This is a genomic window from Amphritea atlantica (assembly GCF_018860855.1).
In the GTDB taxonomy this organism is placed as follows: Bacteria; Pseudomonadota; Gammaproteobacteria; order Pseudomonadales; family Balneatricaceae; genus Amphritea; species Amphritea atlantica_A.
This window is the reverse complement of record NZ_JAHKQE010000020.1, coordinates 14,652-27,067: the sequence shown is the minus strand read 5'-3', so window position 1 is coordinate 27,067 and position 12,416 is coordinate 14,652. Positions and strand designations below refer to the sequence as shown.

Annotated in this window: 11 protein-coding genes; 7 read left to right on the top strand and 4 right to left on the bottom strand. The window is 47.8% G+C overall.

Annotation, left to right across the window (positions count from 1 at the left end; translation table 11 throughout):
- Positions 1-10 precede the first annotated feature (10 nt).
- Positions 11-991: a YVTN family beta-propeller repeat protein gene (locus KO512_RS08345; protein ID WP_252734928.1), complete on the bottom strand. Its 981-nt coding sequence runs from the start codon at positions 989-991 to the stop codon at positions 11-13.
- A 42-nt stretch (positions 992-1,033) separates the two neighbouring features.
- Positions 1,034-2,236 carry an ABC transporter substrate-binding protein gene (locus tag KO512_RS08340; RefSeq protein ID WP_215951878.1) on the bottom strand — a complete coding sequence of 401 codons (1,203 nt, stop codon included), beginning with the start codon at positions 2,234-2,236 and terminating at the stop codon, positions 1,034-1,036.
- 159 nt (positions 2,237-2,395) lie between these two features.
- On the opposite strand from KO512_RS08340, the gene KO512_RS08335 reads away from it, so the two are divergent.
- The 5 genes from KO512_RS08335 to KO512_RS08315 all read left to right on the top strand — a co-directional run bounded on the left by KO512_RS08335 (position 2,396) and on the right by KO512_RS08315 (position 7,029).
- On the top strand, positions 2,396-2,833 hold the full coding sequence (locus tag KO512_RS08335) for a copper-binding protein (protein WP_215951877.1): 438 nt from the start codon (positions 2,396-2,398) through the stop codon (positions 2,831-2,833).
- Between the two features lie 520 nt (positions 2,834-3,353).
- The gene (gene pedF, locus KO512_RS08330; protein WP_215951876.1) at positions 3,354-3,797 is read left to right on the top strand and encodes a cytochrome c-550 PedF; all 444 of its coding nucleotides are present in this window, start codon (positions 3,354-3,356) and stop codon (positions 3,795-3,797) included.
- Between the two features lie 12 nt (positions 3,798-3,809).
- The gene (locus KO512_RS08325) at positions 3,810-4,715 is read left to right on the top strand and encodes a substrate-binding periplasmic protein (protein ID WP_252734927.1); all 906 of its coding nucleotides are present in this window, start codon (positions 3,810-3,812) and stop codon (positions 4,713-4,715) included.
- Positions 4,716-4,804: 89 nt separating this feature from the next.
- Positions 4,805-5,089, top strand: a complete 285-nt coding sequence (locus KO512_RS08320) for a hypothetical protein (protein ID WP_215951874.1) — start codon at positions 4,805-4,807, stop codon at positions 5,087-5,089.
- A gap of 176 nt (positions 5,090-5,265) precedes the next feature.
- Positions 5,266-7,029, top strand: a complete 1,764-nt coding sequence (locus KO512_RS08315; protein WP_215951873.1) for a PQQ-dependent methanol/ethanol family dehydrogenase — start codon at positions 5,266-5,268, stop codon at positions 7,027-7,029.
- Between the two features lie 117 nt (positions 7,030-7,146).
- Here KO512_RS08315 and KO512_RS08310 read toward each other — a convergent pair whose 3' ends face one another.
- Entirely contained in the window at positions 7,147-7,983 is an 837-nt protein-coding gene (locus KO512_RS08310) for a 23S rRNA (adenine(2030)-N(6))-methyltransferase RlmJ (protein WP_252734926.1), read from the bottom strand.
- A gap of 352 nt (positions 7,984-8,335) precedes the next feature.
- Between KO512_RS08310 and KO512_RS08305 the strand changes: the two genes are divergently transcribed.
- Positions 8,336-10,738, top strand: coding sequence for a sensor domain-containing diguanylate cyclase (locus KO512_RS08305; RefSeq protein WP_215951872.1), 2,403 nt, complete (start codon positions 8,336-8,338; stop codon positions 10,736-10,738).
- On the opposite strand, the gene KO512_RS08300 is transcribed toward KO512_RS08305, so the two are convergent.
- On the bottom strand, positions 10,719-11,627 hold the full coding sequence (locus KO512_RS08300) for a LysR family transcriptional regulator ArgP (protein ID WP_215951871.1): 909 nt from the start codon (positions 11,625-11,627) through the stop codon (positions 10,719-10,721). The genes KO512_RS08305 and KO512_RS08300 overlap by 20 nt on opposite strands.
- 109 nt (positions 11,628-11,736) lie before the next feature.
- On the opposite strand from KO512_RS08300, the gene KO512_RS08295 reads away from it, so the two are divergent.
- Positions 11,737-12,408: a LysE/ArgO family amino acid transporter gene (locus KO512_RS08295; protein ID WP_303492783.1), complete on the top strand. Its 672-nt coding sequence runs from the start codon at positions 11,737-11,739 to the stop codon at positions 12,406-12,408.
- Positions 12,409-12,416 lie beyond the last annotated feature (8 nt).

The window sequence follows — 12,416 nt, the reverse complement described above, 5'->3', positions numbered from 1 at the left end:
TGTCGCCGGATCAAGACTTGATCCGGATACCCCAAGGGTAGCGACCCACTTTAATGGATTTAATAACCTTCATCTTATCGATATCGATCACCGATACATCGCCGCTAATACCGTTGGTGGTGAGCAGCAGATTCTGTTTGCTGTTGAAATCCATATGCCAGACGCGGCGGCCAACCAGCAGATAATCCAATACTTCATAGGTTTTTGCATCCACGACGGCGACATGGTTAGCAGGGCCTAGGGCAACAAAGGCATAGCGGCCATCATCGGTCAGTTTGACGCCGACGGGCTGTATTTTATCCGGATGTATGCCTCTGATTTTAAAGGTCAACTTGTCGGTTATCTGACGACTGTCGACATCAATAATGGATACCGTACCGCTTATTTCAGAAGACACCCAGACGATGCTGCCATCTTTATTAAATTCGACGTGACGGGGGCGTTGATCGACCAGCGTATTATCGACTAATTCATGGGTGGCGGTATCGATCCAGTGCACCATATTGGTGGTTTCGCTGGTACTCAACGCCCATTGACCATCGGGACTTACTGCCATACCTTCGGGCTCAACGCCGACATCGATTTGGCTAATGACCTCCTGGCTTTCGGTATCAACCACGGTCACCAGTGCATCATCTTCATTAGCGATATAGAGATGGTGATCGTCTGGGTGGAGGGCAAATTGTTCGGGGTCTTCACCGGAGGGCAACTGAGCAATAATGCTATAATCTTTCAGGTCCATCACCTGCACGGTATCGGAATCACTGGCGCAGATATAGAGCTTAGTCCGGTCGTGGTTGAAGGTAATACCGCGGGGGCGTTCGCCGACATCGAGGGTTTCGATAACCGTCATCGTGTCGAGATCAATGACCGATAGGGTGTCATCTTTTTCATTAGAGACAAAAGCGGTTTCGGCACTAGCTTGGGTGCAGAGTAGGGCTGCACTCAGTAAACCGGTTGCCAGTGGGATAATGCGAGTCATACGTTTCATAGAACAAGTCCTGTTATTATTTTTGCTCTGCGAGATAAGCATTTAAAGGAAAGATACTTTGCAGCTGGATTCAGGCTGATCAAAACCGAGGGTGTCTAAATCGGTTATCGGGTGAAGAAAGCCTTCCAATGGTGGTTGTGCAACCAAGGAGCGGGGTTGCACCAGTGGAATCGGTTGGCGTAACTGACCACTCCATTGACGATAATTCAGTTTGCGGCCTTTAAAGGCGGCGAGTTGGAAACGCTCCGAATTGATAAAGTCGAACAGCGTTTTGGCGTCGCTCGATTTCGTTTGGGTGACCGCTTCGCCGAGGGTTCTAACGGCCATCCAAGCGGCGTAATCTTTGCTGTTCATCCAGCGTTGAGACTGTGCTGCAAAGCGACTTTGTAGTTGCGCGGCACCCCATTGTTCTACCACCCGATGCCATGCCACAGGGGTAAGTCCTTGAGTGCCTGCAACGGGGCGGGGATACCAGGTGTTGTACATGACATATTCGCCGAAATCGCCGCGTTCATCAGCCACAACGACCAGATCATATTCATCTGTTTGGGTAAACAGAGGCAGTTCTCGTTGCGCTGTGCGGCGTAGGTCGGTATCAAAATCCCAGGTTTTTTCAGCAACAATGTTGAGACCAAAGCGCTTGGCGCTGCGTTTGAGCGCCGCTGTATAGGCGAGATCTTCCGGCTGTGAGCCTTTGATCAGCAGCCAGCGCTTTAAGCGGCGGGCGTTGCTCCACTGTGCTAGTGCATCGGTCAGCATGGCACGGCTAGGAAGTGTGTGCAGCGTGTTCTTGAGGCATTCCTGGGTGCGCAGTTGATCATCATAACTGCCGGCATTGAATACGATGGCGTGGTATTCAAGCGCGAGCTTATTAATGGCGATGAGTTGCGCGTTGGGTAGGTCGGTAATCAGTAGGCGCAGTCCATTTTCAAACCACTGTTTGACGATCTGTCGAGTTTGCTCGGGGCTATCGGTGAGCTTGGATAACAGTGTGTAATGCTGTTTTAGAAAACGGCCGGTGGTGTTGTTATCTTTTAAACCTAGTTCAGCGCCGGCGAAGCCGCGATTTTCCGGCTCGGGCAGCAGGTTCGATAACACCGGTCCTTGATCGGGATGATAGGCGACAAAGCCAATCTGAATCTCTTGTATCTCGTTTTTGCCACTGGCAGCTATCGCTGAGAAACTGATAACGGGCCCTAGCACTGCCACGGTGATGATGGCGATCAATAATTTAGCGGTGCGCATATGAATCACTCTTTTATTTGATCTATTCAGGATAGGGGCTAGTGAATTAGGGTTAAATATGTAGAAAGTACCGATCAATTAGTTCTGAAGTACTATTTTGTAAAAATCGCCGCGGCTTAATATTGAAATGAATCAATATAAAAAGAGAGGCGTAAGGTAATGAAACTAGAGATAAAAAGCACAATAGCTATGTTGAGTATGGTCGCGACCTTGTTTAGCGGTAGTGTTATGGCCCAAGGGGATCTGACTCGTAAACCCCAGAAACTGCCTGAGTTACTGATGGGTAGTGAAGAAAGTGATTATAGTTTGTCTAACAAAACCTATGCGCTGGAAACCGGTAAAGCGTATCGCTTAGAGATTGTTGCCAGTGGTTTAAAACCCTATGCTTTGCGGGCGCCTGAGTTTTTTTCCTCTATCTATCTGCGTAAGATCGAGGCCGGAGGAATGGAGATTAAAGCCGCTAGCCTGACGGAGCTTGAGTTTGAAGATGAAGGCACCGCTGAGATCTTTTTTGTGCCGATTAAACCCGGCTCTTTTGAATTTTATATCGAAGGCCTCAGGCATAAAGGGATGGAAGGGATGTTTGTGGTTAAATAAACCTTCAAGCCATTTACAAGGTTGGCGATTTAATAGCCGTCATGGTCTGAACCAATAACCTACTTGGTCCATAATCACCTATTTGCTTTGCTGCATGATCACCTAGAACTAGGTGGTCATCCTTTCATCTCTATCGACGGGCTGACACTTAATCTCAACCTAGATAGTGTTCACATCTCAACTTTTTTTCGCCTATCGATATTCAGTCAAAAACAAACAAAGACTGAGCCGTTGAGTGGTTGATATTTGTCGATTGAATACCCTGTTTTTATCTGTTTCTTTGAGCTGAGTATGACTCTATTCGGTTCAATAACGAATCAGAAAAGAGTATCTGTTCGGTGTAATTATGGTTAATACCAAGGTACTAGTTTATCGACACCAAAGCAGAATTCTTGGGCTTTACCTTTCCGTTCTATTATTTCACCCATAGCGATCTCCGCTCTTTACGACTGCTTTTTTAGACAGTAACGGCGGATGATTCAGACTTTTAAAAAAAACTCTAATAAAACTGGTGATGTTAATGAAAATGCCAACTAAAACTCTGGGTGCTGTCGCTGCGGGTACTCTTTCTATGCTGTTGTCTGCCCAGGTTCTGGCGCACGGTGATGTGACGCCGCAGTCGGTTGATACCCATTTGCTTAAACCATTGGGTGAAGAATGGTTGGATGAGAACCCCTACGGTGAAGACTACGCAGAGCATGATGCTGCGGTAGCGATCGGCTTTTCTGCCTATACCCAGAACTGTGCACGGTGCCATGGATTGGAAGCTATCTCTGGCGGTATTGCCCCTGACCTACGCTATCTTGAGCCGGGCATTGAAGGGGATGAATGGTTTAAATATCGGGTCATTAACGGTGCTGTACGTGATGGACGAGTGTATATGCCCAAGATGGCTGATTATCTGAATCAGGAAGCTCTGTGGGCTATTCGCTCTTGGTTAGAAACTGTCGCAACCACTGAGTAAATGGAGCAAACCATGCGCTTTCTTGTCCTGTTAGTCGCCTTTTCCCTGAGCTGGAGCGGTATTGCTCAGGCGCGTTATTACGATGATGTTATCGCCAGTGGAGAGATCTACATCGGTGCATACAAGAACTTCCCTCCTTATTCATTTGAGCGTGATGGTGAACCTGCAGGGGTGGATATCGAGATCGGACGACGTATCGCTAAAGCGTTTAATTTGACGATGAAAGTGCATTGGATCACGCCGGATGAAAACCTCGAAGATGATCTACGTAACAATGTGTGGAAAGGGCATTATCTGGACAAGGATGAAGCGAATCCTCTCGCCATGAAGCACCTTGCTGATGTGATGATGCGCGTTCCCTACGACCGGGAATATGCCTTTAAACGGGACGGTGAGGGTTTGCTGATTAATGATCAGGTGGTGTTATTTGGTCCCTATCAGCGAGAGCGTTGGCAGGTGGCTTTTGATGCTGAAAAAATCGACCGAGTCGGTACGGTCGCCGTGTTCCAGTATCACCCCGTGGGTGTAGAGATAGATAGCCTGCCGGATTTTTATCTAACATCAGCCTTTGGCGGCCGCATGAGAAAAAACACGGTGCATTTTTTTAGTCATACCGAAGCGTTTGACGCGATGCTGGCGGGCAAAGTCGATGCTGTGATGGGGATGAGAGCAGAAGTCGACTGGCAACTTGGGTTGCATAACAAGCCTCGCTATAAACTGGCGGAAAACGGTTTTCCTTCCATGGGCAAGCAGCAATGGGATATCGGGATGGCGGTTTCACAGCGTTATCGACAGCTGGGAAACGAGGTCGATGTGGTGGTTGAGCAGCTTATCCGCAGCGGAGAAATTGAAAAAATATACGCCGATTATCAATTGCGTTATGAGTTGCCTGGGTTGTATCAGGATGTGGTTGAGTAACGGCGGATAATAACCTTTTTAGGCGGGCCTGCTGGCTTGCAGGCCCTGACATGTTGATTCTATCTGAATTCAGAAAAGGGAGTTCTGTGATGATAATTGCAATGCCTGAGCTGACGCCGGTGCTGAAGGCGGATTGTCAGCTTTATTTTGATGGTCAGCATAATCGTTGGGTACTGAAAGCCCCCCAGCAATTGGTGTTTCCCGATCGACTGTCTCTGATGACGTTGCAGGCCTGCGATGGATATTGTAGCGGTGCACAGATTGCCCGTTCGTTGGCCACTTTTGATGATTTAAATAATGTCACTGAGTTTGATGTATTGGATGTGTTGGAAGAGTTTGAGCGACGCGGATTTATCGCAGTGATGATGGCTTGAGTGACCATTATTGGAAGCTGAAGCAGGTAGTACTACCAAGTAAGTATAAAACTCATTCTCCTGGTTAGTTGTTGAAATGGGTGTTAATTCACAGAATGTTGCAGTAGTGCTGAGAGATCTTCTCAGCCTATTGAGAGTCAGAAAATAAGAACAATCCTTAATCAAGGAGTAATGCAATGAAAAAATTCAGTGGCAGCTTTGCTGTGACAGCGCTGATGGCAGCCATGTCCGTATCGGGGCTAAGTCAGGCAAGTGTAACCGATGCTGATATTATGCAGGATCAAAAGACAGTTGATGATGTAGTGTCCTATGGCCTAGGCCCGCGCGGACAGCGCTATAGTCCGCTGGATATGATCAACACCGACACTGTCAAAGATATGCGTCCCGTTTGGTCGTTCTCATTTGGTGGGGAGAAACAGCGGGGTCAGGAATCACAGCCAATGGTGAAGGATGGGGTGATGTATGTTACCGCCTCTTACTCACGGGTATTCGCGGTTGATACTAAAACCGGTGATGAGCTGTGGGAATACAATGCTCGTCTTCCCGATGGCATTATGCCCTGTTGTGATGTGATCAACCGGGGTGTAGCCCTGTACGACGATTTGGTCATCTTCGGTACATTGGATGCCAAGCTGGTGGCGCTGAACGCTAAAACCGGCAAGGTAAAATGGAAAAAAACCATTGCCGATTATAAAGAAGGCTACTCCATTACGGCTGCGCCTATGATCGTCAACGGCAAAGTAATCACCGGTGTCTCCGGTGGTGAGTTCGGTATCGTTGGTAAAGCCGAAGCCTATGATGCTAAGACGGGTAAGATTCTCTGGAGCCGTCCAACCGTTGAAGGCCATATGGGTTATATCTGGAAAGATGGTAAGAAAATCGAGAACGGTATCTCCGGTGGTAAAGCGGGACAGACTTGGCCGGGCGATCTATGGAAAAGCGGTGGTGCAGCCACTTGGCTAGGCGGCACCTACGACCCAGATACTAACTCTTTGTTCATCGGAACCGGTAACCCTGCACCTTGGAACTCCCACATGCGTCCGGGTGACAACCTGTTCTCCTCATCGCGTTTGGCGATCGATCCGGATACCGGCAAAATCAAATGGCACTTCCAAACCACACCCCATGATGGATGGGATTATGATGGTGTCAACGAGCTGATCGCTTTCGATTATAAAGAGGGTGGTAAAACGATCAAAGCGGCAGCGACTGCCGACCGTAATGGTTTTATGTATGTCTTGAATCGTACCAATGGTGACTTTATTCGCGGCTTTCCTTTTGTCGATGAGATCACCTGGGCTAAAGGCTTAGACCAAAATGGTCGTCCAGTTTATGACGATACTAAGCGTCCGGGTAATCCGTCAGCAGGAGAGGATGGTAAAAAAGGATCGGTTGTACGAGCGGTACCTGCTTTCCTCGGTGGTAAAAACTGGATGCCAATGGCTTACAGTCAGCAGACTGAGTTGTTCTATGTGCCTTCTAACGAATGGGCGATGGATATCTGGAATGAGCCAACCGCTTATAAGAAAGGTGCTGCTTACCTAGGGGCAGGCTTTACCATCAAACCGATCAATGACGACTATATTGGTGTCTTACGGGCGATGGACCCTAAAACCGGTAAAGAGGTATGGCGCTATAAAAACTATTCACCTTTGTGGGGTGGTGTTTTGACAACCGCGGGTAATCTGGTCTTTATGGGTACGCCTGAGGGTTATCTGAAAGGCTTCGATGCTAAGACCGGTGAGCTGAAATATCAGTTTAATACGGGCTCCGGTATTGTTGGTTCTCCTATTACTTGGGAACAGGATGGCGAGCAGTTCATCTCCGTTGTGTCTGGTTGGGGCGGTGCAGTGCCACTCTGGGGTGGCGAAGTCGCTAAACGGATTAAACACCTGAATCAGGGAGGCTCGGTCTGGACCTTTAAGCTGCCTAAGTCTTAATGATCAGCGAGTTTTAAAAAAAGGCCGATGCAGTTGCATCGGCCTTTTTGTGTTAGCTGATTTTAATGGCTCGGGTGTTGAAAAAAGCCGTCGTTAATGAGGCCTAGGGAGGTGAAGTTACTCTGGTACGAGAATGTCGCAACGAGAGAATGCTTCGCCATCATCATCGAGCGCCTTAACGAGTTGTGGCAGTAAGGTTTTCATGTTGTCGAACAGGGTCCAAGGTGGGTTAATCACGATCATCCCCGATGCGGTCATGCCGTGTTCCGGTGAATCAGGCTCTAGTCCTAACTCAAATCGTTGGATATTACGGATACCACTACTGATAAATAGCTTTTCCAGTTTACGAATACGATGGCGGTCGACGACCGGGTACCAGAGCGCATAGGTACCGGTGGCAAACTTCTTGTGTGCATGTTTTAGAGTTTTAAATACCTGATCATAATCGCTTTTTATTTCATAGGAAGGGTCCATCAAGATCACCGCTCGACGAGATGTCGGTGGTAGAAGTGATAGCAGACCTTCCAGGCTATCTTGATTTAGCACGTTAATGCGCCGATTGGTGCGGGTGTTTTTACTCAGCAACTTAAAATCAGTGGGGTGTAGTTCATACAGCGTTGCTTTGTCTTGCGCTCGCATGAAGTGGCTAGCGATGAGCGGGGAACCCGGGTAAAAGCGTAAACCACCATTAGGGTTACAGGCTTTGATCGCTGAAAAGTAGCTCGCTAAGGACGGCCAGTCCTGCATGTTGAGTTTGCCAATACCATTGCTGTACTCGCCCAGCTTCTCCGCTTGATCTGACTGTAAGTCGTATAATCCAGCGCCCGCATGGGTATCAATATAATCAAACGGTTTATCTTTTTTCGTTAGGTGTTCGAGTATCTCGGTAAGCACAATGTGCTTGAGAAGATCGGCAAAATTGCCGGCATGGAAAGAGTGTCGATAACTTAGCAAAACAGTGTCCTGATCAGGTGGTGGCAATGGGGCAGACTATCGGTTGATTCTGCGATGGGGTCAAGGGATCAGGCAAATAAATAAGCGAGGATTGGGGGCTGAGCGATTTGTCACCACCACAGGGCGACTCAACAAGCAGTAGCCTATTGACGTTATAGTGAAACGATAACCCAATAGATAGCGGTTCATGTTTATTGTTGGTTTACCTGTTTTCAACCCATTAATCATGGGGTTTTACTTGTTAAAAAGGGCCCTCGGTGTCAGGATTAAAGGCGAGGATTAGGCGGTATGCACAGTCCAAAAATAGATGACGTTAAGTTGCTGTCTAACGTCCGTTGTGTGGGTCAATATTATGCTAACGGCAGCAGACGAACTTTTTTTAAATAGACGTAAATTGCTGGCCATGACGGTCGGTGTTATCTGTGTGCTTGTGAGCATTATCGCATATCAATTTAGTCTCTCCATGGAGAGTGACAAACTACGTGCGAAGGTTGAAAGTGCGGGTGTTCAACAGCGGGCTAAATTGGAAAATAGCATTAATAGAACCGTTGAATTGCTGAATACCGTCGGCAGTTTTATTGGCCAAAGTGACAATCTTGATCGCGCTTCATATGCCTCGTTTACCCGTTCCATTATCCTTTTTCATCCAGAGCTTTGGGCGGTTCATTGGGTGCCTCTTATTAGAGGAGAGGAGCGTGAGGCATTTGAACAGCAGTTAGCTAAAGATGGGTTTGATGAGGGTTTGACGACACTGAATGCTGCCGATAATACGGTGTCGAGTGCGCCCGCAAAGGATCTTTATTATCCCGTTTTATATTCTGAGCCGTTAGAAAGAAGCTACATATCCATCGGTTTTGATACCTATTCCAGACAGCTTAATGCTGATGTGATCGATGCACTAATCCACGGTGATAAAGAGTATCTGGGCACTGCACCCTTTCATCTGTTTAGAAATGCCTCAGATATGTTGTCATTAAGTTATTACCGACCCGTTTATGATAAGTCGCTTTCTGGTCAAGGCCAGCTAAAGGGATTTGTTCTAGCCATCATACAGCCGCAGATACTCTTGAATACGTTGTCTTCTAGGGGGTCGGGCTTGGTGATGAAGCTTTATGATGTGACGCCCGATGGATTAATTGAAGTTGCTGCTACGGCCTCATCACGAACGGAAGCGGCTACGGTGTCGTATCGTTCTGAGTTCAACATACTCGGGCGCAATTGGTTATTAGAAGTTTGGGATGAGCGTCTGCAGACCGAAGACAGTCTGAATATATCCCAATGGGTGCTGATACTGGGCTTGTTGTTAACATTGTGTTTGGTACTGGTGTTGTTGCGACTGGCGAAAATACATCGCCAGATTTTGTTGGAACGGGATCGGGCTCAGAGTTATCTGGATACTGTCGAGACCATCATGTTGATGCTGGATCGTGACGGTAATATTCAGATGATCAACCGTAAAGGCAGTGAGGTCTTGGGTGAAAGCATTGATGACTTGTTGGGTAAAAACTGGTTTAGCGATCAAATTCTAGAAGAGAGTGATCAGGAACGTAAAATTTTTGCTACGTTACTCGATAGTGATTATCCGGATAATGGTTTGTATCGCGGGGAAAGTAGGGTTCGCACCTCGGACGGTGGGGTCAGACTGATTGCTTGGCGCAACAGTCTCAGTTTGGATGCTAATGGTCGTGTTGTGGGTGTGCTCTGTGCTGGCGTTGATATCACGGAACAACGACAGGCTGAGTTGCTGGATAAACTGCGCAGCCGAGCAATGGAAGCGACCTTACAGGGTAAGCCTCTGGAATATGTACTCAACCTTATGGTGGCGGGTATTGAGCAGGAAAATCCAGGGGCATTGTGTTCTATTCTACTGTTAGATGAGGCGAGCCAGCATTTGGTTAACTGTGCGGCGCCTTCGCTACCTGAGAGTTACAAGGCCGCGATTGATGGTATTCAGGTTGGTGAGGGCGTTGGCTCCTGTGGCACAGCGATATTTAGACGTGAACGTATCATCGTCGAAGATATCTCAACAGACCCTTTATGGACCGACTTTAAAGCGCTGGCGTTAGAACATCACTTACACAGTTGTTGGTCAGAACCTATTTTTGGCCGGAAAAAACGCCTGATTGGTACCTTTGCGATCTACCATTCGTATATATCCAAACCCTCCCGTGCGGATCTGGATCTGATTGAAAGCATGGCGGCTTTTGTTAGTCTTATTATCGAAGCGTTTCAAGCGGAAGCCGCGTTGGTGGCTATGGCTAATTCTGACGTGCTGACGGGATTGAATAACCGCCGTAAGCTATTTAGTTTGCTTGAAACTGAGTTTGAACGGGCGAAACGCTATGGGCATCCTTTTAGTCTGTGTATGCTGGATCTCGATTTCTTCAAAAAGATTAACGATCAATATGGCCACGACACTGGCGATAAAGTACTGGAGGCGGTGGCGCAAACTATCAGTCATGTATTGCGTGAAAACGACGTCTGCGGCCGTATTGGTGGTGAGGAGTTTGCCATTCTCTTGCCGGATACCGGATTAGAGAGCGCCGCAGCTTTCGCTGAACGTGTTCGACAACAGGTTGGCGAGTTATCCCTTAAATTGGATGATGGTCAGGTGGTCACTTTAACCTGTTCCATCGGTGTTGCTGAATATAGCCAAGTCTTTAAGAAAGCGTCCGAATTACTCTCCTGTGCGGATCAACGGCTGTATTACGCCAAGGCCCATGGCCGTAATTGTGTCAGTACGAAGACCGACTAGTGGGTTGTTCAAGATGCCGTTGGCAGTAGCGGATTAATTGTTCACTGAGTCGGTGTCCCGTGTCGGTGGCTAGGTTCCAACTGTGCCAGTACAGTGGTACTTCTATGCTCTTTCCGGGGACCAGTTCAACGACCTCACCACGTTCCAGCAGCGATTTCATCTGTAAGTCAGGCGCCATGCCCCACGCAAATCCACGTTTGATTAACTCGGTAAATGCTTCAGAGGAGGGGACCCGATGGCGTTGATAATCCTGTACCTCTGGGTAGAAGCGTTGGATATAACTATTCTGTAGGTCATCTTTTTCGTTGTATTCCACCGCTGGCGCTTGAGTTAAGGTTGCACTGGATACGCCGTCAGGAAAGTAATGCTGCATAAAGCGGGGACTGGCGAGCGCTAGATAGCGGCTAATACCAAGTAGCACGGCATTACTGCCTTGCAAGGGTTTGCTGCTGGCGCTGATACAGCCCTGAACATCACCCTGACGAAGCAGTTGGTGGGTCTGATCCTGATCATCGATTCTTAAATCTAGCAGAATAGGGCTTTGCTCCATTAAGGGCTGCATCGCATCCATAAACCAAGTGGCTAAGCTATCCGCATTCAGACCGATGGTTAGCTTGTTGAAACCCTCTTGTTGAGCATTATTAAGATGGGTTAATAGCTCATCCTGTAACAGCGTGACTTGATGGTAATAGCGTTGTAGCTGCTGCCCTGCGTCGGTGAGTCGTAACGGTTGGCTACGCACTAACAAGAGTTGTCCGGCGGACTCTTCCAGCTGTTTAATACGCTGTGAAATAGCCGACTGTGTTAGAAACAGCCGTTTGGCGGCCCTCTCAAAACTCTGTTCTTCAATGACGGTGGCTAGCGCCTGAAGCTGACGATAATCAAACATAATATCTCGCACTGATAAGGTAATGATGTACGTCATCATAGCGACATTAGAAGTTCTAATGAAACATAAATATTATTAGTTTTACTTATTTGTGTCGAATGCTTACGCTGTGCCAATCACTGTTTCGTCAACGAATATCGGACTGTTAATCGCTATGTTGTTATCCATTCCTGCCCCTTTTATCACCGGTTTAGCCACCAGTGCTGGATTAATTATTGCGATTGGCGCACAAAATGCGTTTGTGCTCAGTCAGGGAGTGCGTCGGGAATATCATTGGCCGATTGCCGGTTTGTGTAGTCTGCTTGATACGATACTGATAATGGCGGGTATATCCGGTATGGGTATCTTGATCAGTCAATCGACGTTGTTGTTACAACTGATTACCTGGGCGGGTGGAGCATTTTTATTGTGGTATGGCGCGAATGCCCTGCGTTCAGCGCTGAGGAGTGAGTCGCTCAAGGTGTCGGTGAATCAGTTTGCCAATCTACGTTCGGCACTGTTGGCGACATTAGCGCTTAGCTTGTTAAATCCCCACGTCTATCTTGATACGGTGGTCTTGTTAGGCAGTATTGGCGGACGTTATGCAGAACAGGAGCGATATTGGTTTGGTGCCGGCGCTGCGCTGTTCTCCTTTATTTGGTTTTTCGCCCTCAGTCTGGGTGCTCGCTGGTTAGCACCGCTGTTTCGCAAACCCATCAGTTGGCGAATTCTGGATGGCTCGGTGTGCATTATGATGTGGACGCTGGCTGCCTTATTGTTGACCGGCAATCTCAGCGCCTAATACGTTAA